Source organism: Xanthomonas sp. A1809 (genome assembly GCF_017746015.1).
In the GTDB taxonomy this organism is placed as follows: Bacteria; Pseudomonadota; Gammaproteobacteria; order Xanthomonadales; family Xanthomonadaceae; genus Xanthomonas; species Xanthomonas euvesicatoria.
The window spans coordinates 110,232-133,193 of record NZ_JAGHWZ010000006.1 but is presented as its reverse complement, the minus strand read 5'-3'; the positions used below and the strand labels follow the sequence as shown (position 1 = coordinate 133,193).

Sequence of the window (22,962 nt, the reverse complement as noted above, 5' to 3'; positions counted from 1 at the left end):
TTGCACGGCAAGCCCCGGATGCCTTTACGTCCCCGGGCGGTGCAACGGCCGTGTACGTTTCCCGGCAGCCAGGCTGCCGGGAAACGTGTGGGTTGCTGTAGCGATGCAGTCAGTCCTGCATCGCCCAGCGGCATCACCAGAACTTGTAGCGCAGGCCCAGCATGTAGCGCGGGCCGGTCTGGGTGGCATAGATGATCTCGTTCTTCTGCCGGCCGTGCTGGCGCTGTATCTCGTTGGTGAGGTTGATCGCTTCCAGGCTCAGCGACAGGTTCTCGGTCCACTGGTAGCCGATGCTCAGATCCAGCTGGCCATAGGCTTCGGTGTAGACCGGGTTGGGCAGGCCGCTGCCGTCAAAACGCGCGGCCAGGAACTCGTCGCGCCAGTTGTAGGCCGCACGGACCTGCCATTGTCCCTTGTCGTAGAAACCGACCAGGTTGGCCGAATCGCTCAAGCCTTCCAGCGCGAACTGCTCGCCGATCACGTAGTTGTTGTAGGTCAACCCGGAGTCGACCTTGGTGTAGTTGGCCGACACGCCGAAGCCGCTCTGGCCGAACATGTGCTGCACGTTGAATTCCCAACCATCCAGCGAGGCCGAGCGCTGGTTGGCCGGCGCGGTGATGGAGAAGTTGGCGACCGGGTCGCCCGGCTGACCGCTGATCGTACCGGTGGCATTGCCATTGGTGTCGTCGGTTCCGCGGACCACGCCCGGCTGGCCGGCGAAGTTGCGGAAGATGTAGTTGCGGATGCAGGTCAGGTCGGCAGTGGCGCAGCCATTGGCGAGCGCCTGGTTCCAGTAGGCGCCGCCCACCGGGGTGTGCAGGCCGAGCGAGGTGTCGTTGCGGGTGGTGACGCCGACATAGTTGTCGATGTTCTTGCGGAAGAACCCCACCGAGGCGTAGCTCGCTTCGCCGTAATACCACTCCAGCGACAGGTCGATGTTGTGCGACAGCAATGGCTTCAGGCCCGGATTGCCTTCCTGGCCCGAGCCGCCTTCGATGCGGCCGATCTGGTTGAGCGTCTGCCCGCCCTGGATGTCGCCCCAGCCGGGCCGGCCGATGGTTTCGCCGTAGCTGCCGCGCAGCACCAGGTCTTCGCGCAGCTTGAAGCTCAGGTCCAGGCTGGGCAGCCAGTATTCGTACTTGCCGCTGCCACCGGAAAACGCCGAGTCGGCCAGCCGGATCGGCAGCTCGTTGTTGGCGACCCAGTCGATGCCCACGGCCACCGGCACCAGCGCGCGCGCTTCCACTTTGGTTTCTTCGTAACGCACACCGGCCGCCAGGCTGATCGGCACGCGCAGATCGTCCCAGCTATTGCCCCACTGCAGGTAGGCGTTCTTGGATTTTTCGGTGACGCGGCGGTCGGTGGTGAACACCGGCGAGATGCGGTACAGCGACTCGTCGCCAGCGGCTTGCGCAGCGGCCTGGCGCGCGCGCTCGAAATCGAACAGGAACAGCTGGTTGAACTGCGCCGGATTGCCGCTGCCGTCGATCGCATCGAAGTACTGCGCGAACGAGCTGGGAATCCACAGGTCGTCCGGATAATCGGCCGCAGTGCCGTTGCCGCCCCAGGTGTCGCGCTGCACGTTGGAAAACGCCGAGCGGTTCTTGACCTCGGTGCTGCCGATGCCGAACTTCAACTGCGAATAGTTTTCGAAGGTGAAATCGCCGTTGACCTGCGCCTGATCGATTTCCGACTTCATGTAGCTGTTGCGGAACGCCGAGCCGGTGACCAGCGTGCGCGACGGGTCCAGGCCGTTCAGCCCGAAGCCCAGCTGCTGCTGCAGCACCGGGAAATCCTTGCTGAAATCCACCACCGAGGTGCCGCGGTAGAAGCCGGACACGCCCAGCGAGTTGCTCGACCCGTACGGGCTGTCCGCGCCGGCTTCGGCGGTGGAGCGGTGGATGTCGAAGTTGAGCTTGAACTGATCGTTCACCGCCCAATCCACGTTGAAACCCAGCGACTTGTTCTGGTTACGCGTGGCCGCATTGGACCCGGCGGTGGCCAGATCGCTGGTGGGCGGATTGACGATTTCCGAATAGGTGATCGGACCGGCGACCGGTCCTTTGGTCCAGGAGCTGGCGGACGGCCCGTAGTTGAACCACACCGACATCTCGTTGCGCTGCTGCTGGATCTTGTTTTCCGAGTAGGTGTAATCCAGCGTGGTGGTGATGTTGTCCAGCGGCTTGTACTGCAGCACCAGCTGGCCGTTGGTGCGCTGGCGTTCGACGCCGACCACGCGGTAGTTGAGGTTCTGCGGCACCGAATAGATATCGTTCGGACCGGGGCGGTTGACGATGTTTTCCGAACCCGGTGCGCCCGGCTGCGGAATGGTGCCGTAGGCGGTGGAATCGCCGCGGAATGCGCGCCAGCCATTGGGGACGCCGACCTGGCTGTAGCCGAAGTCGCGTTCCTGGTAGCTGCCGCTCAGCGACACGCCGAAGCGTCCGTCGGCCGAGGTGTTGCTGAAGATGCCGGAGATTTCCGGCGTCAGCGAATCGCCCTGCAAGCGGCCGGGCAGGTTCTCGTTGGAAGAGTCGTGCACACCCTTGAGGCCCACGTTGGCATGCATGCCGGGATTATCCAGCGGCCGGGCAGTCTTGATGTTGATGGTCGCGCCGATACCGCCGGTGGGCGTGCTGGCACGGCTGGTCTTGAACACCTCGATGCCGGAGATCGACTCGGACGCCAGGTTGGCGAAGTCGAACGCACGCGAGTTGGAGGCATTGGATTCTTCGATGCTGGCGCCCGGCATCTGGCGGCCGTTCAACAGCACCAGGTTGAAGTCCGGGCCGACGCCGCGCACGGTGACGCGCGAGCCTTCGCCCAGCGAGCGGTCGATCGACACACCGCTGATGCGCTGCAACGACTCGGCCAGGTTGGTATCGGGGAATTTGCCGATGTCCTCGGCCACGATGCCGTCGACGATGCCTTGCGCATCGCGTTTGACGTTCATCGACGAGGTAAGGCTGCCGCGAATACCGCTGACCTGGACGGTATCGAGGGTGGCGGGGTCGGCCTGACTGGAACCCGGGACAGTGGATGCCGATTGCGGCGCCGGCGCGGTCTGCGCGGCCAGCGGAGTCGACAAGGCGAACAGCAGGGCAGACGTCAAGCGCCGCGTGCGCGGCAGGGTGCGAGTCTCTCTCACGGTGATTGCTTCCCCAAACAGAAGATAAGGCCGGCCCCACGGGGGCAGGCAAAGGTCGACGGAACAATCGAGCATTTGTTAGTGCAGCCTTAACAAAGTCAATTTGCACTGCAGCATCGGCCGCGACCCTGTCGCGTCACACATCGTTCCACCGAGCCAGGTGTGTCATGCCGCCATAGGCAAACGCTTGGCCTTACCATCGCGCTTGGATGGCAACCTCTCTCAAGATGCGATGGCACTGAGGTAGCGGGCACACGCCTTGGATGCGCACCTGGCAAGCGGATTCGTCAGGTGCGAGTGCGTTGCCGGCCCGACGCCTGCACGCCAGGCAGCCGCCCTTGAGTCAGGCCTGCCGCAACGATCACCTTTGACTGGAGCGCACGATGATCGATCTGTACTACTGGCCCACGCCCAACGGGCACAAAGTCACGCTGTTTCTGGAAGAGGCGGGGCTGCAGTACACCCTCAAGCCGGTCAACATCGGCAAGGGCGAGCAATTCGAACCGGCATTCCTGCAGATTTCGCCCAACAACAAGATGCCGGCCATTGTCGACCATGCACCGGCCGATGGCGGCGGTGCGCAGAGCGTGTTCGAGTCCGGCGCGATCCTGCTGTATCTGGCCGAGAAGACCGGCCGCTTCCTGCCGCGCGATGCCCGCGGCCGGATCGCTGCACTGGAATGGCTGTTCTGGCAGATGGGCGGGCTGGGCCCGATGAGCGGCCAGATGGGTCACTTCAACGTCTACGCACCGGAAAAGATTGCTTACGCGATCGAGCGCTACAACGCCGAGGTGCGTCGCCTGCATGGCGTGCTCGACAAGCGCCTAGCCGACCACGCCTTCCTGGCGGGCAACGACTACGGCATCGCCGACATGGCCAGCTATCCGTGGATCGAAGTGTATGGCGACCTCAAGCCGGACTATTCGGCCTTCCCGCATCTGAAACGCTGGCACGACGCCATCGCCGCCCGCCCCGCCACCCAGCGCGCCTACGCGCTCAAGGAGCAGGTCAATCCCAATGCGGGCCAGCCGCTCAGCGATGAAGAGCGCAAGCACCTGTTCGGCAAGCGTTGAAGCAACGTCTTAGGCGCGGATGCGTAACAGTACACGCGCATCAAACGCGCGCGGCACATCAACGGGGCGGCATGCGCCCCTCTCCCACGGGAGAGGGGTTGGGATGAGGGTACGGCATCGCCGGAGACTGACAGCGACCCCAATTGCGCTCCCTCGCCATACGTAGCGGCGCGTTAGTCCCCATCGTCCACAGACATCTTGCGATGCATGCGCATCCCCGGCCCCATCAATCCCAACGCGCGCACGCCTGAGCGGCCAACGCCAGGATCGCCGCGCTTCTCAAATCCACAACGCCGCCGCATCCTGTGCGCAGTCGTCAGACAGGATCATCGATGCGCGCCCTGTTCGTAGCCCTTGCCCTCATGCTCAGCACCGTTCCCATGGCCCATGCCGAAAAACTCACCCTGGAGGCCATCACCGGCCCATTGCCGCTTGCCGGTCCCACGTTGATGAAGCCCAAGGTGGCACCGGATGGCTCGCGCGTGACCTTCCTGCGCGGCAAGGACAATGATCGCAATCAGCTGGATCTGTGGGAATACGACATCGCCAGCGGCCAGACGCGCCTGCTGGTCGATTCCAAGGTCGTGCTGCCCGGCACCGAGGTCTTGAGCGATGTCGAAAAAGCCCGCCGTGAACGCCAGCGCATCGCCGCGTTCACCGGCATCGTCGATTACCAATGGGCACCGGATGCGCACGCGCTGCTGTTCCCGCTCGGTGGCGAGTTGTATCTGTACGACCTGCGCAAGACCGGCGCGGCCGCGGTACGCAAGCTCACCCACGGCGAAGGCTTCGCCACCGACGCCAAGCTCTCGCCCAAGGGCGGCTTCGTCAGCTTCGTGCGCGAGCGCAACGTGTGGGTCATCGAGTTGGCCAACGGCAACGCGCTGCAGCTCACCCACGATGGTAGCGAGACCATCGGCAATGGCGTGGCCGAATTCGTCGCCGACGAAGAAATGGATCGTCACACCGGCTATTGGTGGGCGCCGGACGACTCGGCGATCGCCTTTGCGCGCATCGACGAATCGCAAGTGCCGGTGCAAAAGCGCCCGGAAGTGTATGCCGACCATACCGAAGTGATCAGCCAGCGCTATCCGCAGGCCGGCCAGCCGAATGTAGCGGTGCAGCTAGGTGTGATCGCGCCGCGCGCCAAGGCCACCCCGCGCTGGATCGACCTGGGCAAGAACCCGGACATCTATCTGGCGCGCGTGGATTGGCGCGATGCACAGCGGCTGACCTTCCAGCGGCAGTCGCGCGACCAGAAAACCCTTGAGCTGATCGAAACCACGCTGGCCAGCGGCGTGCAGCGCACGCTCGTCACCGAAACCTCGCCCACCTGGGTGCCGCTCAGCAACGACCTGCGGTTTCTCAAGGACGGCCGCTTTCTCTGGAACTCCGAACGCAGCGGCTACGAGCATTTGTATCTTGCATCCGAAGACGGCCGCACGTTGACGCCACTGACTTCCGGCAACTGGGTGGTCGATGCCCTGCTCGCCGTCGACGAGCAGGCCGGCAACGTGTATTTCGCCGCCAGCAAGGACGGGCCCACACAAACGCATATTTACGCCGTCCCCCTGGCCGGTGGCGCGATCGAAAAGCGTTCCGTCACCAACGGCACGCACGCAGCCAGTTTTGCAAATAACGCCAGCGTGTACGTCGATACCTGGTCCAACACCACCACGCCGCCGCAGATCGAGTTGTTCCGCGCCAGTGGCGAAAAGATCGCCACGCTGCTGAAGAACGATCTGAGCGATCCGCAGCATCCGTACGCCAATTACCGCGATGCGCAGCGCCCGATCGCATTCGGCACGCTCACCGCTGCCGATGGCAAGACACCGCTGCATTACCGGCTGACCAAGCCCGACAAGTTCGACCCGGCCAAGCGCTACCCGGTCATCGTTTACGTGTATGGCGGCCCGGCGGCGCAGACCGTGCTCGATGCCTGGCCCAGCCGCGGCGATGCCTTGTTCGACCAATACCTGGCCCAGCGCGGGTACGTGGTGTTTTCGCTGGACAACCGTGGCACGCCGCGGCGCGGGCGCGCGTTCGGTGGCGCGCTGTACGGCAGGCAGGGCACGGTGGAAGTGGACGACCAGTTGCAAGGCGTGGCCTGGCTCAAGCAACAGCCGTGGGTGGATGCCAAGCGCATCGGCGTGCAGGGCTGGTCCAACGGCGGCTACATGACCTTGATGCTGCTGGCCAAGCACAGCGACGCCTATGCCTGCGGCGTAGCCGGCGCACCGGTCACAGATTGGGGCCTGTACGACACCCATTACACCGAGCGCTATATGGATCTGCCGGCTCGCAACGCCGCAGGCTACCGCGAGGCACGCATCGCCACGCATCTGGATGGCCTGCGCGCCAAGCTGCTGCTGATCCACGGCATGGCCGACGACAATGTGTTGTTCACCAATTCCACCGCGCTGATGAGCGCGCTGCAGCAACGCGGCACCCCATTCGAATTGATGACGTATCCCGGTGCGAAGCATGGGATGTCGGGTGCCACGGCGCTGCATCGTTACAAGACTGCCGAAGCGTTTATCAAACGCTGCTTGGGGCCAGTCGGGGGCCCGACGTCTGTTGAATAGCTCTGTTCGAGACTGACGAAAGCTACGAAAAATAGAGAGTGGCGACTACTCCTTGGTCAGAGATTCAAGCTTTCTTCTCATTAAGGAGTAGACGGCTCAATGCATAGTATTGAAGCCGGGCGACCCTTGGATAAAGCAGGGCTCGCGTCTCGCTGCAGAATTGCGCGTAGAGAGGTGCAGCGCTCGCAAGAAACTCCGCGCTTGCTGCACTTCAAACCAAGCGGTATCCGGAAGGCGCCGTTTAATGGTCAAACGGAACTTTTTCAGGCCGTTGCTTTCCTTTCCACTGGCCCTGCTTCTTCGCCTGAGGACAAATACTCATGTACTGGCCCACTGCTTTGACAGCGGTCTGTGTCCAGACGTTGAAGCAGACATTGCCAACACAACATGGGCCGGTACTTGTTGGCCATGGGCAGTAGCCTGGAACAGCGACCCAGGTTCCGGAGATCGGATCAATCGGAGTCCAGTTTTTGTCCTCGTCTTTGCACCCCTGGGTACAAAAAACAAAGGGGTCATTGCTGCGGCATGCCAGCTCCTGATAAACACTTTGTCCCGCTGCGCTAGCCGCCTGAGTGAACAGAAGAACTGCAAACATCCCTATCCAGCGTTTCATGACAATTCCTTGAGTGCCGATTCTTGAAGTGTACGTTCTATCTATGGTAAGTCAAAGTCGGTATGCGTGCAGCTGGCCTCGGAGGGGGGCAGTCTTCTGTTTTCCCGCTCAATGTCTGAATCGCTTCGCCTGTCTGCTTGCATCGATTCTTTAGTGTGCGGTGAGAAGATGGACTGTGGCAGCAGGCACGATGACCTTCGGCAGGTTGTCGACGCCGCGCGCTCCGCGTACGGTCGCGCATCGCCCTGTTGGAATCTTCTCGATGAAGCCTCTTGTGATTGCCGTCGCTCTGGCGCTCGGCACCTGTTTGCCGCTGCAGGCCCAGACCAGCCAAAGCACCGCCAAGGTACCCGCCAGCCCGGCCTGGGTGCAGACCAGCAACGGCTATGCGCAGATCCTGCTCAATGCGCAGGCGCCGTTCCAGCCCGAATACGCCAGCTTCTTCGGTGTGCCCGGCTACGACGATCAGGTCGTCGACCTCGGCCCGGACAACGCCGCGCGCTATCGCGATGCCATGCGCAAGGCGCGCGCCACGCTGCAAACGAAGTTGACCACCGAGCGCGATGCCAACGTGCGCCAGGACCTGCAGATCATGATCGGCGCGGCCGAGCAGAACATCGAAGGCAGCGAGCTCAACGAACGGTATCTGTTGCCCTGGAGCGATGCTCCCGAGGCGGTTTTCAGTGGTCTCAACGGTCTGCTCTCCGACCAGACCGTGCCCGAGCGCCGCGCCAAGGCGCTGGATCGCCTCAAGCGTTACGTCGGCCTGGTACCGGGAAGCACGCCCACCACCACGCTGGCGCGCCAGCGCTACGAGGAAAAGCTGAGCAACAAGGCCCTGCTGCAGCCCACCCAGCGCGAAGTGGAGCAGGCGCTGGCCAATGTGGACACCTACGTCGCCGGTATTGGCGAGCTGTTCGCCAAGTACAAGATCGCCGGCGCCGACGAGGCGCTCAAGGCCATGTCCACGCAACTGAAGGACTACGCCGCGTGGACCCGCGCCACCGTGCTACCCAAGGCGCGCAAGGACACTCGCCTGCCCGAGCCGCTTTACGCTTTCCAGCTCAAGCAGGTCGGGATCGATATCGCGCCGCAGCAGCTGATCCAGCGCGCGCAACTGGAGTTCATGGAGACCCGTTCGGCCATGCGCCAACTGGCGCCGCTGGTGGCCAAGGCCAAGGGCGTGCAGGGCGGCGATTATGTGCAGGTGATCCGCGCCCTCAAGGGCAACAAGATCGCCGACGACCAGTTGGAAACCCACTACCGCGGCGTGATCGATCAGATCGACCCGATCATCCGCCAGCAGCGCATCGTCGATGTGCCTAACCGCCCGATGCAGATGCGCCTGGGCAGCGCCGCCGAAAGCGCCGCGCAACCGGCCCCGCACTTCCTGCCGGCCCCGTTGATCGGCAATACCGGCCAGCAGGGCCAGTTCGTGTTGCCGCTGGGCAACCCGACCGCCGATGGCGCCAAGAAAGAGCAATACGACGACTTCAACTTCGGCTCGGCCGCCTGGACGCTCAGCGCCCACGAAGGCCGCCCCGGCCACGAACTGCAGTTCACCGCCATGGTCGAACGCGGCGTCTCGCTGGCGCGCAGTATGTTCGCCTTCAACTCGGTCAACGTCGAAGGCTGGGCGCTGTATGCCGAAGCAGAAATGGTGCCGTACGAACCGCTCGACGGCCAGCTGATCGCCCTGCAGTTCCGCCTGCTGCGCGCCGCCCGCGCCATGCTCGACCCGATGCTCAACCTGGGCCTGATCGACCGCGAACGCGCGCGCCAGGTACTGGAAGACGACGTCGGCCTTTCGCCGGCCATGACCCGCCAGGAACTGGACCGCTACACCGTCCGCGCCCCCGGCCAGGCCGGCAGCTACTTCTACGGCTACACCCGCATCCTCGAACTGCGCATGCGCACCGAACTGGCCCTGGGTAAAAAGTTCGACCGCCTGGCCTTCAACAACTTCCTGCTCGACCAGGGCCTGCTGCCACCGGATCAGCTGGCCAAGGCGGTGGAGACGCAGTTCATTCCGGCGCAACAGGCCAAGCGCTGACCAGCTCCGTGGAGTTCAAAAAAACAGGGCGCGATAAAAGGCCGCAAACAGCCTTCCGTCGCGCCCTGGCGCAGTGATGCGGGTGATTCTTTGCGGGCTTTACCGCGTCGCTGGGGAGACGTCCGGTGCAGGACGCTGCTGTGCCCCCGCCGGCACCCAGATCGCCACTCCGGCCGCGCGCTTTTGGGTGGTGGGGATGCCGATCCCCAAGCCGCCGCCGACGCGGCCGCCGTAGCTGCCACCGCCCACCGACAGGCCGCCGCCGGAGCGTTCGGAGCCTAGGCCGACGATGACCACGCCGTTGGCGCCGAGCTTGGCGGCTTCGCGCTTGAGGCGTTGCACGGCAGCGTCGGTCTGGCCCTGGGTGCCGAAGCCGGCGGCGCTGGTCGATTCGAGCTGGGCGATTTCCACCGAGCCGACCGGGGCGTTGGAATACACCTGCACCTGCGCCGGGTCGATCGGCGCGCGCGCCTGGCCCAGCATCACCTTGGAGCTACTGGCGCAACCGGCCAGCAAGGCGGCGGTCGCCGCGGCGATGGCGACGTTCCTGATCAGCGATTGCTTGTGCATGGTGGACCCCCCTTGGGTGATGAAAGCTGGGTAATGAAATCCGCGTAGTGGCAGCGATGATCCGGCGCCTGGACTGAATCGCGCCGCACTTTGGCGCACCCTAGCCATGCCGGTGTGAGGCTGCCGCCAAACCGCCATTGGTCATGATGACCACCCGCCCACGGCGTGAGGACGGCCGCGCCGGTAAGCTCGTGCTTTCTTCAAGACGAGGTGGCACGTGGGACTGATCAGCCTGTTGTGGGGCATCGTGGCGCTGCTCTGGATGGTGTTGGCCTTCATTCCGCTGCTGGGTTGGGGCAACTGGTTCCTGATTCCGTTCGCGGCGGTGGGCGCGCTGATCGCCGCCATCGCGCTGTTGTTCACCTCGGCAGGCAACCGTGGCCGTGCCAAGACCGGCTTGGTGCTCAACGGCCTGGTGATCGTGGTCGGGGTGATGCGCCTGACCCTGGGCGGCGGCATTATCTAACGGGCTCTCGACAAGGCGGCGATGCGCACCTGCGTGTGCATGTGTCGGGTGCGCGCGTGTCCGGCAGGGTCTGCATCGCCAGACGTCGGCGCCTTGCTCGACCTGTGGCTGAGAGAAAGCGAGCAAGAACCCGCGTGCCGTTGCAGCGCTGCGACACTGCGTCGCAGCGCGTTCTGCGCATCATGGCGGGCGTAAACTGATGCGCTGTCTACAGGAGCCTTGTCATGGCCCACCCGCACTATCGCCCCCGCCGCATGCGCCACGATGGGTTTTCGCGTCGGTTGATGCGCGAGAACACGCTGACCACCGATGACCTGATCTGGCCGGTGTTCGTACACGAACTGTCCGGCCGCGCGCCGATCGCGTCGATGCCCGGCGTGGAACGCCTGTCGCTGGACGAGCTGCTGCGCGAGGCGGAAAACGCGCTGGAGCTGGGCATCCCGGTGATCGACCTGTTCCCGGTGATCGACCCGGCCGGCAAGAGCCTGGACGCGGCCGAAGCCTGGAACCCGGACGGCCTGGCGCAGCGCGCGGTGCGGGCGTTGAAGTCGCGCTTCCCGGAGCTGGGCGTCATGACCGACGTGGCGCTGGACCCGTACACCACCCACGGCCAGGACGGCATCATCGACGACAAGGGTTATGTGCTCAACGAGATCACGGTCGAGGCCTTGGTCAAGCAATCGTTGTCGCATGCGCAGGCGGGCGTGGACATCATTTCGCCTTCGGACATGATGGATGGCCGCATCGGTGCGATCCGCCGCGCGCTCGATGCCGACGATCATCTCAACGTGCGGATCATGGCGTATTCGGCCAAGTACGCCTCGGCGTTCTACGGTCCCTTCCGCGATGCGGTAGGCAGCGCCGGCAATCTGGGCAAGGCCGACAAGACCACCTACCAGATGGACCCGGCCAACGGCGATGAAGCCTTGCGCGAGATCGCCCTGGATTTGGAAGAAGGCGCGGACATGGTGATGGTCAAGCCGGGCATGCCGTATCTGGATGTGGTGCGCCGGGTGAAGGATCAATTCCGCGTGCCGACCTTTGCGTACCAGGTCAGCGGCGAGTACGCGATGCTCAAGGCGGCGTCAGCCAATGGCTGGCTGGACGAGCGCAAGTGCGTGCTCGAAGCATTGATGGCCTTCAAGCGTGCCGGCGCCGATGGCGTGTTGACCTATTTCGCCCCGCAAGTGGCGCGCTGGTTGCGCGAAACGCGCTGAGCGCGAGCACGGTGCGACGGCGCTGCCACTCAGTTACGCAAGAGTGAGGGCCGCTCGCGTCGGCCAGGCAGTCGCCTGCGTGCAGTGGGGTCTGGAGCGGGCGGTCTGGTTCGATGGGCGTCGTTAGCCTGACAGATGCGCCAGCGCCCGCTGGATCGCGAGGAGTCGACGTGCCGCCTGCATCAGATGCAATACGGCACGTCGCTCCCATGCACTAGCGTTCAAACCTTTTGATGGTATGGCTTGCGTACGCCGCAACAGGACCGGCGCGCTACGCTTGAAATTTCCGGGTCAGCCGCGCAACGCGCCTGGCGACGGCGCAGTGCCGAGCCAGCAACTGATAGTGGTGCAAATCCCGAATCCCAAATCCCGTCTCTCATCTCAGGGCAGTACCAACGCGATCGCCTGCGACTTCACGCTGGCGCTGAGCGAGGGGAACGGGTCGACGTTGGTCATCACGACCAGGTCGTCGATCGACACCACGTCGCAGTTGATGCTGCTGTCGTTGACGCACAGATACGCGCCCGCGCCCACGCCCGGTTCGTAGATCGCCTTCCACACATACGTCGGGACGGCGACGTTGTCGGTGCCGATCGTCGTTGCAGTGCCGCTGTCGAACGCCGGGCCGGTCACCACGTACAACTCGCCGTGCTGCTTGGCCAGCTGACGCACCTGCTCTTCGATGTGCGCCCACTCGCCGGTGTTGAGCTTGTGGTCTTGCGGGACGACATTGGCCATGGAAAAGGTTTCTTTTTCCGAACTTTCGGTCGATGCATCGCCGGCCGGCGTCATGTGCCCGCGGTCGTAGCCGGTATTGGTGTAGTCGGAACTTTTCGAGCGATCAGCGGCGGGGATGCCGGTTTCGTCGTGGAAGGAGCCGACCCGGCCGATCGCCTCGGCGCCGGCAACCTGTTGGTCGGTGAGGTGCTCGGCCGAATACACCGGGTCCTTGGTCACGCCCGAGGCCAGCAACACGTATTCGGTGTGGCAGACCTCGGTGGTGCGGGTCGTACTGCTGCCCACGCTAGGCGGGGTGCCATTCGCGTAGAGGCTGGGACAACGGGTGGCGGCCATCGCCACGGAGGTCGTGCACAACACTGCCAGGGCCACACAACCGCGCAGGAGGAAGGACATTGCAGAGCTCGCTCGCCAAGGGAGTGAGGAAGGTGGCAAGGCGCGATGTCCAAACGATGACCGCGCCATGTGCGGCAGATGACGGCGCGGCAGCACGCGTCAGACCAGACAGACCGCTGCCGGGCGCGGCGTGCAGCGAGCCATAGAACGCCGTCGGCATCGATGCGGATCGGATGCGAGACTCATTCTCATCTACAATGGGCGGCCGTCCCGTTTCGTGTCCAGGTCTTGATCAAGACGCTCCTGTTCCAGCTGCATTGGCTGCTCGGCATCACTGCCGGGCTGGTGCTGTCGGTAATGGGGTTGACCGGCGCGGCGATGTCGTTCGAAAACGAGATCGTGCGCATGGCCAATCCGGCCATTGCGCAACTGGCGCAACGGCATGCGGCGGGCGAGCAGCCCTTGCCGGTGGATGTGTTGCTGCAACGGCTCGATCTGGCGCCAGCCGGTGCCGGGCAGAAACAGACGGTGACGCGCCTGTTGATCGATCCCACTGGTGCGCGCCCGTCTGCCGCGCGCCTCTCCGGCAAGGGCGCGGGCCGGGTGTATTTCGACCCCTATACGGGTGAGCGGGTCGCGCCGCCGCGGCTGAGCACTGCGTTTGCCTTCATCGAAGACCTGCACCGCAATCTGACGGCCGGCAAACGCGGGCAGGCGGTCACCGGTGCGAGCGCCTTCATCTTGCTGTTCTTCTGCGCATCGGGGCTGTATCTGCGCTGGCCGCGACGGTGGTGGAGCCCGCGCACCTGGTGGGTGGTGGAATGGCGACGGCAGGGGCGCAGTTTTTTGTGGAGCCTGCACGCGGTGTTCGGCACCTGGTGCTTGCTGGTGTATTTGCTGGTCGCGCTGACCGGGCTGACCTGGTCCTACCCCTGGTATCGCGATGGCATGATGGCCTTGCTTGGCGGCCTGCCTGCAATACGCGGCGACAAAGGCGATAACCGCCCGGCCACCGTCGATCTTGCACGCGTGCAGCGCACGCTCGATGGCATTCCCGCCACGCGCAGCGCCGCCCTGGATCTGCGCATTCCCGCGCGCGCCGGGCAGCCGTTGAATGTGCGGTTCTTGCCCGACCATCCCGCTCACGATCGCGCCTACAACAGTCTTGATATCGCGCCGGACAGCGGAGCACTGCTGCAGCGCCTGGACTACGCGCTGCTGCCGCGCGGGCAGCAATTGGCGGTGAGCATGTTCCCGCTGCATTCGGGCAGTTTCTTCGGGTTGCCCGGGCGCATCGTGGTGATGCTCGCCAGCCTGGGCATGTCGGTGTTCTTCGTCACCGGCTGGATGCTGTATCTGGATCGGCGCCGCAAAAAACGCGAACTGCGCGCTGCGCGCAAGGTGTTGCAAGGCGCAGCACCGGCCTCGCAAGCGGCCCCGTGGTTGATTGCGTTTGCCAGCCAGAGCGGTTTTGCCGAGCGCCTGGCGTGGCAGGCCGCCGGGCATCTGCAGGCCGCCGGCTTGCCGGTGCAGGTGTGCTCGCTGGCGCAGCTGGATGCGCAGGCGCTACAACGCACCGGGCATGCGCTGTTTGTGATCAGCACGTTTGGCGATGGCGAGCCACCGGATGCGGCACGCGGTTTCGAGCGTGGGCTGCTGCGGCAACGCCTGCAATTGCCGCACCTGACCTACGCGGTGCTGGCGCTGGGAGACCGCCAATATGCGCAGTTCTGCGGGTTCTCGCGGCGTGTCGAACAGTGGCTGGATGCGCAAGGTGCACGCGCGCTGTTTCCTGCGGTGGAACTGGATAACGTCGACCCGCAGGCGCTGGCGCAATGGCATGCGCAGCTGGGCCAGATCGCCGGTGCACCTTTGCGCGTGGCGCCGCTGGCACGGACCAAATTGACCGAATGGACCCTTTCCTCGCGCATGCATCTGAATCCGGGCAGCGAGGGGGCGCCGATCTGGCGCGTCGATCTGCAGCCGCCTGCCGATGCGCAGTGGCAGGCCGGCGACATCCTCGAAGTGCAGCCTGCGCATGCCCAAGCACAAGTGCGCGCCTGTCTGGCGGCATGGGGCCTGGCGCCGGACGCACTGGTGCACGTGGATGCGCAGCTGCTGCCATTGCAGCAGGCTGCCGCCGAGCGCGTCCTGCCCGAGCCGCCCGCAACGCCGCTTGCCCATCGCCCTGATCCGCAGACCTGGCTGGATGCTTGCGCCTGGCTGCCCACACGCGATTATTCGCTCGCCAGCGTACCGGCTGACGGCACCGCGATGGTGGTGGTGCGGCTGACGACGCGTGTCGATGGCAGTCCCGGTCTGGGTTCGGGGTGGTTGATCTGCCATGCGGCGATCGGCACGCCGGTGCGCGCACGGTTGCGCACCAATCCCGGGTTTCATCGGCTCGAAACGATGCCGATGGTCTTGATCGGTAACGGAACCGGCATTGCGGGCCTGCGCGCGCTGCTACGCGAGGCCGAGTTGGCCGGCGTGCATGGGCACTGGTTGTTGTTCGGCGAACGGCATGCGGCGCACGACCGCCTGTTCGCCGACGAGCTGCAGGCCTGGCAGGCGAGTGGGCATCTGCAGCAGCTGGAGTGGGTGTTCTCGCGCGATCAACCACAAAAGCGCTACGTGCAACATCACTTGCGCGACGCCGGCGACACGCTGCGACACTGGATCGACCGCGGCGCGGTCATTTGCGTCTGCGGCAGTCTGGACAGCATGGCGCGCGAGGTCGATGCAACCTTGCGAGAACTGCTCGGCGACACGCGATTGGAATCGCTGACCGCGGCCGGCCGTTATCGACGCGATGTGTATTGAGCGCGGCGATGACGGCGCCAGCCCCGCCTTACATCGGCTAGCAGAACCTGGCCAGTGAGCATTGTGCGGGTGCGCAGAGCAGAGAGCCGCAGACCACCGTGGACGACGGATACGCGCCCACTCCGAGTGGCGAGCGTTCTACGTTTGCATGGCATTGGTGCAGCGTTGTGTCGGCTGACGACCTGTTGGACCCATCAACAACGCCTCGCCGGTCGAGCGTGCGCTGTCCTCGTCGCGCGCGGGACACGCCATGAACCCATTCCTGTGGTTTAACGGCGGCAGCCATGCCGCCAACGGTCCAGCAAGCGGCGCAGGCACCACGCCAGTCAGTTCGCGGGCTGTTTATCGAAGAATGAGCACGTCGCGTCGCACGGTTTGCTTGTCCCCGCATTGGAAGTGATCAGCAGCTCTGCGGCGAATGCCCAGGCAACATGGTCTCGATCGGACCGATGCACCCATCCACCTCAACGGCAACTCGCATCGCCGTCGGCTGCCGGTGCCTTCATCCGGTAGATGTCCAACTGCCCTGCGCGTGGCGCACGGGCGCTGCCGGTCACCAGCAATTCGCCCGGCTTGGCGGTATCCACGACCGCGCCGAAAGTGCGCTCCTGCGGCCCGTTGAACGACAGTGGCAGCGGCAAGCCCTGGGCAAAACGACCGTCCTTGCAGATGGCCAGCAGCAACTGGCTGGGGCCATCGGTCTTCCCCCGGGCCCAGACCAATGCGCGCCCGTCGCCGAGCCAGGCTGCGTCCAGCTCGTCGGCTGCGCTATTGATGTCGACCAAGGCCACCGGCGTGGTGAACGCCTGCCCATCCCAGCGCGCGACGAACAGATCCATGCCGCCAGCACCGCCATGACCGTCGCTGGCGAACAGCAGGCGTGTGCCGTCCAGCGACAGCGTCGGTGCGCGCTCGTTGCCGGCGCTGTTGATCGCCGCGCCCAGCGATTGCACCGGGCCCACGGCGCCTTGCGCACCCACTGGTGCACGGTACAGGTCGCTGCCGCCCGCGCCGCCGGGCCGGGTGGAGGCGAACAGCAGCCAGTGGCCGTCGGCACTGAACAATGGGGTGGTCTCGTCCTGCGCGGTATTGATCGGCAGCGGCTGCGCGTCCTGCCAACGCCCGCCGCGCAGCTGCGCCTGCCACAGATCCCAGCCGCCGGTGCCACCGGCCCGGTCGCTGGCCCAAACGATGCGCTGCCCGTCCGGGCTGAGCGTGGCGCGCGCCTCGTTGGCCGGCGTGGAGACCACACCCATGCCCTCGATACCGAATTCAGCAAGCCCCGAAGCAGACGGGACGCAGAGTAAACTTGCCGCCAGCGTAAGCAGCGTCCATCGATAGTGCATGCGGTGTTCCTGCCTCAAGAGCGGCTCCAAGTCGCGCACAGTCTAGTCAACCAGAGAGCGTTTCATGCCCGTATCCCGTTATGCCGTGTTCGGTCACCCCGTCGCCCATTCGCTGTCGCCGGCCATCCACACCGAGTTCGGGAAGCAGACCGGCATTGCGCTGGAGTACACCGCCATCGACGCGCCGCTAGAGGATTTCAGCGCCGCGTTGCAACGCTTCGCCGATGAGGGCGGCAAGGGCGCCAACGTCACCCTGCCGTTGAAGGAAGCCGCCTATGCGCTGGCCAGCAGCCTGAGCGATCGCGCCCGGTTGGCCGGGGCGGTGAACACGTTGGTGCGCAACGACGGCCAGTGGCAGGGCGACAACACCGACGGCGCCGGCCTGGTGCGCGATCTCACCGAACGCCAGGGCCTGGATCTGCGTGGCCGCCGCGTGCTGCTGCTGGGCGCCGGTGGCGCTGCACGCGGTGTGGCGCCGGCGCTGCTGGAGGCGGGCATCACCGCAATGGTGGTGGTGAACCGCTCGCCCGAGCGCGCCGATGCCTTGTGCGATGCGCTGGGCGAGCCTGCGCGGGTGACGTCGCGTTACATCGAAGACCTGCGCGAGCTGGGCGACTTCGAACTGATCGTCAATGCCACTGCGGCCGGTCGCGACCGCGATGCCGGTGCGTTTGCATTGCCACTGGGTCTGGTCAACAGCCTGACGGCCGCGGTCGATCTGAATTACGGCGACACCGCCATTGCGTTTCTGGCCTGGGCGCGCGCGGCGCAATGCCGGTACGCCATCGATGGACTGGGCATGCTGGTGGAACAGGCTGCCGAGAGCTTCGCGCTGTGGCATGGCGTGCGCCCGGACACCGACCCGGTCTATGCCGCGCTGCGCGCGCGCGAGGCCGTGCTGGTCAGTGCCGACTGACGTGGGCAGCGCCGATGCCACCGCGATCCTGCTGACCCTGGTCACCAGCCTGCTGTCGCGCGTGCCGATGCTGATTGCGGTGCTGCTCGGGCTGGCTCTGTTGTGGCGCGTACCGCATAGCCCGCTGCGGCGCGCGGGGCTGGCCGCGCTCTGGCTGCTGCTGGGCTGCCTGTTCGCCGAGGTCGCCGTCCAGGCGATTCCGATGGTGTTGCTGCAGCAAGGCAACGTGCGCCAGATCAGCATGGTGGTCGGCATCGCCCACTTCGTGCTGATGGCCATGCAGGCCGTCGGCATCGGCGTACTGGTGTGGACGCTGGCGGCCAGCCTGCAGCGTTTGCCGGCTGGCACTGGTCCGCGCCCGTGATCCCGCTCAAAGCCATCTTGCTGGTGATCGTTGGATTGGTCTGTGCCGGGCAGGGCGTGTGGACGCTGCTGCATCCGCAGGCGCTGGCGGCGGTCAATCGCGGCGGCCTGCTGTACGAACGTTTCGGGCCCAATGGCGTCGGCGCCGGCATGCTGTTGATGGGCGTGGCCATGGCGGCCATCGGCCTGGTGTGGGCGCGCCATGCGTGGCCGGCACGCCGGCAGCGGAACTGAGCGCGCACCGATCCTGCCGACGCGTTAAAGACAGCGGCGTTTCGTGCATCGGCATTCACTGCGCCGCCTTCCGGGTCGCGCCGGCGGCGGGCGCCTGCAGGCGGCCGGTGCTGGGCCACGATCGGAGAATCGAACCATGCCCTCGGCCGCGTAGCAGTCGCACCAGCGTGGGAGTGGCCGGGTGGCCGCCGCAAGCAGGCAACCTGTTCAGCCGTGCGGCGCGCCGGTCGCAGTCACTGCGCCGGTCCGTGCGAAAATAGCGCGATGAGTGAAGTTGCCCCACCGGCCGCGCCGTCGGCGCCCGTTTCCACCCAGCGCAGCCTGACCGACCCGATCAAGGCCAGCATCCGCGACGCTTACGCCAAGCTGCAGGCCAATACGCCGGGCTTTGCCACGCGGCGCGCACAGAGCCAGATGATCGGCCTGGTCTCCCGTGCCCTGGCCACCTCCGGCGGCATCGGCATCGCCGAGGCGCCCACCGGCGTGGGCAAGAGCCTGGGCTATCTCACCGCCGGCGTGCCGATCGCACTGGCGACCAAGAAAAAACTGGTCATCAGCACCGGCACCGTGGCGCTGCAATCGCAGCTGGTGGAACGCGACATCCCGGCCTTCCTCAAGGCCACCGGACTGGAAGCGACCGTGGCGCTGGCCAAGGGCCGTACCCGCTATCTGTGCACCCGCAATGCCGCCGAACTGGAAGGCGACACCAGTCAGAACGCCATGTTCGAAGACGAGCAGGCGCTGTACGACCGCCCGCTCAGCCCCGTCGATGCGGATCTGGCCAAACGGTTGGCCAAGGCCTACGCCGCCCGCACCTGGAATGGCGATCTGGACGATGCGCCGGAACAGATCTCCGTGCCGCTGCGCATGCGCATCACCACGCCGGCCTCCGGCTGTGCGGGGCGCCGCTGCAGCTACGCGGCGCAATGTCCGGTACTCAAGGCGCGCACCGATGTACGCGAGGCGCAGATCGTGGTCACCAACCACGCCTTGCTGCTGTCGTCGCTGTCGCTGGGCGATGCCGAAAACGGCCAGCCGCTGATCGCCCCGCCAGCGGACATGCTGCTGGTACTCGACGAAGGCCACCACATCGCCGGCGTGGCGATCGACCAGGGCGCGGCCAACCTGCCGCTGGACGAGATGGCCAGGCGCACCGGGCGCCTGCAGATCCTCATCGCGGCCGCTTATCGCGCAGTGGACAAGGACAAGCTGGGCAACTTGCTGCCCAACGAAGCCATCGAGGTGGCTGCGCGCGTGTCCAAACTGCTCAAGGCCTTCCACGCCGAGGTCGAACGCGTGTGGAAGCCCGAGCCCGGCGAGCGCGATCCGCTGTGGCGCGCGGCCAATGGCAAGTTGCCGCCGCAGTGGGGCCCGGCCATCGAAGAGCTTGGCGAAGAAACCCGCGCACTGTTCAACTGGGTGCATGCCGCACACAGCGCCATTGCCAAGGGAAAACAGGACGATTCCGCGCGCGAACGTCTGCAGCGCAGTCTCGGCCTGGCGCTGGAGATGGCCGAGCAGCAACACAATCTGTGGAGTGGCTGGCGCCGCGAAGACAAGGAAGGTCAGCCGCCGATGGCGCGCTGGATCACCCTCTCGCGCGATGGCGACCTGATCTGCCATTGCTCGCCGGTGTCGGCCGCGCAGGTGCTGCGCACGATGATCTGGAACGAGGTGGATTCGGTGGTGATGACCTCGGCCACGCTGACCGGTGGCGGCGATTTCCAATCCTTCGCCATCGACAATGGCTTGCCCGATCACGCCGAAATGGCATCGCTGGCCTCGCCGTTCGACCTGCCCAACCAGGCCGAATTGATCGTCCCCAATTTTCCGGTCACTCCCGACGACCGCGAAGGCCATCCCAAGGAAGTGGCCAAGTATCTGGTGCGCGAACTAGATTGGAACGCCAAGGGCAGCATCGTGTTGTTCACTTCGCGCTGGAAGATGGAAAAGGTGGCCGACCTGATGCCGTTGGCGCAGCGCAATCGCGTGCTGGTGCAGGGCGAAGGCAACAAGTCGCAACTGATCACCGAACATTTGCGCCGCATCGGTGCCGGCCAAGGCTCGGTATTGTTCGGCCTCAATTCCTTCGGCGAAGGCCTGGACCTGCCCGGTGAAGCCTGCACCACCGTGGTCATCACCCAGGTGCCGTTCGCCGTGCCCACCGATCCGCAAACCTCCACTTTGAGCGAATGGTTGGAAAGCCGCGGGCACAACGCCTTCAATCTGATCGCCATCCCGCATGCGTTGCGCACGCTCACCCAATTCGCCGGCCGCCTGATCCGCAGCTCCAGCGACCATGGCCGCGTGATCATCCTCGACTCGCGCCTGCTCACCCGTCGCTACGGTAAACGCATCATCGATGCCTTGCCGCCGTTCAAGCGGGTGATCGGGCGTTGAAGATCGCCTGGCGATGCCAGTGCCATCATCATCGCAATGTGCAATCTCGCGTGCGACGGTGATGGCGCAGCCGATACGGATGTAGCGCGCCGGTTCGGGTGTTGCGCGATGCAAGCCAGCGCCGCGCTGTGCAGCCACACAGGGAGCATGGCCAGTCGTACCGCATCGGCATACGCGCGATGGTGTAGCTGCAGCGTTGGAGGATCTCGTGCCGCGGCTCTGCATAATCGGCGCTGCATACGTGGCCCAGTCCTGCATCGCGCGATGCGCAATGGGCCACTCGCGTCATCCACACTGCGCACGATCCTGCAACGCAACATTGGCTGCGCGCGATTGAAACTCAGGTCGCGCAAAAAAACGCAATGACGCACGTAGCGTTCGATAATGCGGTTATTTGCTATGTACCGCTCGCGAGTTTGGCGATGCATATCACGCAACGCAGTCATCATCATCTTCCCCTATCGAAGCGATCATAACTAACGACTTCTCACACTCCGGCCTGCTAGCGATGATTCAGCCTCCTCAAACGAGCTGACGCCATGCGCCCTGGACACCTCATGGTGCTAGCCCTGCTAGCCCCGACGTTGATCGCTCCGCCGGTCTTCGCCCAATCCGTTCTGACCCGCGACAATGGGGCCAAGGTCGGCGATAACCAGAATTCGCAGACAGCCGGTGCCACCGGCCCGACGCTGCTGCAGGACGTGCAGCTGATCCAGAAGCTGCAGCGTTTCGATCGCGAACGCATTCCCGAGCGCGTGGTGCATGCGCGCGGCACTGGCGTCAAAGGCGAGTTCACCGCCACTGCCGATCTCTCCAGCCTGACCAAGGCCAAGGTCTTCAGCGCCGGCGAAAAAACTCCGGTGTTCGTGCGCTTTTCTTCGGTAGTCCATGGCAACCATTCGCCTGAGACGCTGCGCGACCCGCATGGTTTCGCTACCAAGTTCTATACCAGCGAAGGCAATTGGGATCTGGTCGGCAACAACTTCCCCACCTTCTTCATTCGCGATGCGATCAAGTTCCCCGACATGGTGCACGCGTTCAAGCCGGACCCGCGCACCAATCTGGATGACGATTCGCGTCGCTTCGATTTCTTCTCGCACGTGCCAGAAGCCACGCGCACGCTGACCCTGCTGTACTCCAACGAGGGCACGCCGGCCGGCTATCGCTTCATGGACGGCAATGGCGTACACGCCTACAAGCTGGTCAACGCGCAGGGTGAAGTGCACTACGTCAAGTTCCACTGGAAGACGCTGCAGGGCATCAAGAACCTCGATCCCAAGCAGGTCGCCGCGGTGCAGGCCAAGGACTACAGCCACCTGACCAACGATCTGGTCGCTGCGATCAAGAAGGGCGATTACCCGAAATGGGATTTGTACGTGCAGGTGCTCAAGCCGGAAGACCTGGCCAAGTTCGATTTCGACCCGCTTGACGCCACCAAGATCTGGCCGGACGTGCCGGAGCAGAAGGTCGGCCAGATGGTGTTGAACAAGAACGTCGATAATTTCTTCCAGGAAACCGAGCAGGTGGCCATGGCGCCGGCCAATCTGGTGCCGGGTATCGAACCTTCGGAAGACCGCCTATTGCAGGGCCGTATCTTTTCCTACGCCGACACCCAGCTGTATCGCATCGGTGCCAATGGGCTGAGCCTGCCGGTCAATCGCCCACGTGTAGCCGTCAACAACGGCAACCAGGACGGCCAGGGCAACATCGGCCAGACCACCAGTGGGGTGAACTACGAGCCGAGCCGCCTGGAGCCGCGTCCGCAGGACACCGCTGCGCGCTACAGCGAGCTGCCGCTGTCGGGCACCACCCAGCAGGCCAAGATCACCCGCGAGCAGAACTTCAAGCAGGCCGGCGAGTTGTATCGCTCCTACAGCAAGAAGGACCGTGCCGATCTGGTGCAGAGCTTCGGTGAGTCGCTGGCCACCACCGACACCGAAAGCAAGCACCTGATGCTGTCGTTCCTGTATAAGGCCGACCCCGAGTACGGTACTGGCGTCACCCGCGTGGCCAAGGGCGATTTGGCGCGGGTCAAGCAGCTGGCCTCCAGCCTGCAGGACTGATCCGCCCGACGACATCGC

At 64.8% G+C, this 22,962-nt stretch carries 16 protein-coding genes; 11 read left to right on the top strand and 5 right to left on the bottom strand.

What is annotated here, in order from left to right; genetic code table 11:
* Positions 1-133: 133 nt before the first annotated feature.
* Entirely contained in the window at positions 134-3,148 is a 3,015-nt protein-coding gene (locus J7396_RS11030; RefSeq protein WP_011348939.1) for a TonB-dependent receptor, read from the bottom strand.
* Positions 3,149-3,531: 383 nt separating this feature from the next.
* Here J7396_RS11030 and J7396_RS11025 point away from each other — a divergent pair, with 383 nt between their 5' ends.
* Complete coding sequence (locus J7396_RS11025; protein ID WP_008576488.1) at positions 3,532-4,221, top strand: glutathione binding-like protein; 690 nt, start codon at positions 3,532-3,534, stop codon at positions 4,219-4,221.
* Positions 4,222-4,553: 332 nt separating this feature from the next.
* A complete protein-coding gene (locus J7396_RS11020; RefSeq protein WP_033479115.1) occupies positions 4,554-6,806 on the top strand; it encodes a S9 family peptidase in 2,253 nt (750 codons plus the stop codon).
* A 241-nt stretch (positions 6,807-7,047) separates the two neighbouring features.
* Here the strand turns inward: J7396_RS11020 and J7396_RS11015 are convergent, their stop codons facing one another.
* Complete coding sequence (locus J7396_RS11015; RefSeq protein WP_074053315.1) at positions 7,048-7,419, bottom strand: hypothetical protein; 372 nt, start codon at positions 7,417-7,419, stop codon at positions 7,048-7,050.
* Between the two features lie 262 nt (positions 7,420-7,681).
* Between J7396_RS11015 and J7396_RS11010 the strand changes: the two genes are divergently transcribed.
* Positions 7,682-9,472 (top strand): DUF885 domain-containing protein, encoded by a 1,791-nt coding sequence (locus J7396_RS11010; protein ID WP_046933343.1) that lies wholly within the window; start codon positions 7,682-7,684, stop codon positions 9,470-9,472.
* Between the two features lie 99 nt (positions 9,473-9,571).
* Here the strand turns inward: J7396_RS11010 and J7396_RS11005 are convergent, their stop codons facing one another.
* The gene (locus J7396_RS11005) at positions 9,572-10,042 is read right to left on the bottom strand and encodes a hypothetical protein (RefSeq protein WP_209261455.1); all 471 of its coding nucleotides are present in this window, start codon (positions 10,040-10,042) and stop codon (positions 9,572-9,574) included.
* A gap of 223 nt (positions 10,043-10,265) precedes the next feature.
* Here J7396_RS11005 and J7396_RS11000 point away from each other — a divergent pair, with 223 nt between their 5' ends.
* Together J7396_RS11000 and hemB are read left to right on the top strand one after the other, a co-directional pair.
* Positions 10,266-10,508, top strand: coding sequence for a hypothetical protein (locus J7396_RS11000; RefSeq protein WP_017156266.1), 243 nt, complete (start codon positions 10,266-10,268; stop codon positions 10,506-10,508).
* 224 nt (positions 10,509-10,732) lie between these two features.
* Positions 10,733-11,725, top strand: a complete 993-nt coding sequence (hemB, locus tag J7396_RS10995; RefSeq protein ID WP_011348934.1) for a porphobilinogen synthase — start codon at positions 10,733-10,735, stop codon at positions 11,723-11,725.
* A 381-nt stretch (positions 11,726-12,106) separates the two neighbouring features.
* On the opposite strand, the gene J7396_RS10990 is transcribed toward hemB, so the two are convergent.
* A complete protein-coding gene (locus J7396_RS10990; RefSeq protein WP_209261454.1) occupies positions 12,107-12,859 on the bottom strand; it encodes a DNA/RNA non-specific endonuclease in 753 nt (250 codons plus the stop codon).
* 228 nt (positions 12,860-13,087) lie between these two features.
* Between J7396_RS10990 and J7396_RS10985 the strand changes: the two genes are divergently transcribed.
* Positions 13,088-15,622 carry a sulfite reductase flavoprotein subunit alpha gene (locus J7396_RS10985; RefSeq protein WP_209261453.1) on the top strand — a complete coding sequence of 845 codons (2,535 nt, stop codon included), beginning with the start codon at positions 13,088-13,090 and terminating at the stop codon, positions 15,620-15,622.
* Between the two features lie 464 nt (positions 15,623-16,086).
* On the opposite strand, the gene J7396_RS10980 is transcribed toward J7396_RS10985, so the two are convergent.
* Positions 16,087-16,968, bottom strand: a complete 882-nt coding sequence (locus tag J7396_RS10980) for a PD40 domain-containing protein (RefSeq protein WP_209261452.1) — start codon at positions 16,966-16,968, stop codon at positions 16,087-16,089.
* Positions 16,969-17,032: 64 nt separating this feature from the next.
* On the opposite strand from J7396_RS10980, the gene aroE reads away from it, so the two are divergent.
* From aroE to katB, 5 genes are all read left to right on the top strand, one after another.
* Positions 17,033-17,884, top strand: a complete 852-nt coding sequence (gene aroE, locus J7396_RS10975) for a shikimate dehydrogenase (RefSeq protein ID WP_031424704.1) — start codon at positions 17,033-17,035, stop codon at positions 17,882-17,884.
* Positions 17,874-18,248, top strand: a complete 375-nt coding sequence (locus J7396_RS10970) for a hypothetical protein (protein WP_031424702.1) — start codon at positions 17,874-17,876, stop codon at positions 18,246-18,248. The genes aroE and J7396_RS10970 overlap by 11 nt, the downstream gene beginning before the upstream one ends.
* A complete protein-coding gene (locus J7396_RS10965; protein WP_008576468.1) occupies positions 18,245-18,481 on the top strand; it encodes a hypothetical protein in 237 nt (78 codons plus the stop codon). The genes J7396_RS10970 and J7396_RS10965 overlap by 4 nt, the downstream gene beginning before the upstream one ends.
* Positions 18,482-18,745: 264 nt before the next feature.
* Positions 18,746-20,881 (top strand): ATP-dependent DNA helicase DinG, encoded by a 2,136-nt coding sequence (gene dinG / locus J7396_RS10960; protein ID WP_209261451.1) that lies wholly within the window; start codon positions 18,746-18,748, stop codon positions 20,879-20,881.
* Positions 20,882-21,438: 557 nt separating this feature from the next.
* Entirely contained in the window at positions 21,439-22,944 is a 1,506-nt protein-coding gene (gene katB / locus J7396_RS10955) for a catalase KatB (RefSeq protein ID WP_029820646.1), read from the top strand.
* Positions 22,945-22,962: the final 18 nt, after the last annotated feature.

Bases quoted from the DNA above. Each gene is read 5' to 3' on its own strand.
- aroE (WP_031424704.1), top strand. From the start codon at position 17,033: ATGCCCGTATCCCGTTATGCCGTGTTCGGTCACCCCGTCGCCCATTCG.
- J7396_RS11010 (WP_046933343.1), top strand. From the start codon at position 7,682: ATGAAGCCTCTTGTGATTGCCGTCGCTCTGGCGCTCGGCACCTGTTTG.
- J7396_RS10980 (WP_209261452.1), bottom strand. From the start codon at position 16,968: ATGCACTATCGATGGACGCTGCTTACGCTGGCGGCAAGTTTACTCTGC.
- J7396_RS10990 (WP_209261454.1), bottom strand. From the start codon at position 12,859: ATGTCCTTCCTCCTGCGCGGTTGTGTGGCCCTGGCAGTGTTGTGCACG.
- J7396_RS11020 (WP_033479115.1), top strand. From the start codon at position 4,554: ATGCGCGCCCTGTTCGTAGCCCTTGCCCTCATGCTCAGCACCGTTCCC.
- J7396_RS11015 (WP_074053315.1), bottom strand. From the start codon at position 7,419: ATGAAACGCTGGATAGGGATGTTTGCAGTTCTTCTGTTCACTCAGGCG.
- J7396_RS11025 (WP_008576488.1), top strand. From the start codon at position 3,532: ATGATCGATCTGTACTACTGGCCCACGCCCAACGGGCACAAAGTCACG.
- hemB (WP_011348934.1), top strand. From the start codon at position 10,733: ATGGCCCACCCGCACTATCGCCCCCGCCGCATGCGCCACGATGGGTTT.
- dinG (WP_209261451.1), top strand. From the start codon at position 18,746: ATGAGTGAAGTTGCCCCACCGGCCGCGCCGTCGGCGCCCGTTTCCACC.
- katB (WP_029820646.1), top strand. From the start codon at position 21,439: ATGGTGCTAGCCCTGCTAGCCCCGACGTTGATCGCTCCGCCGGTCTTC.
- J7396_RS11005 (WP_209261455.1), bottom strand. From the start codon at position 10,042: ATGCACAAGCAATCGCTGATCAGGAACGTCGCCATCGCCGCGGCGACC.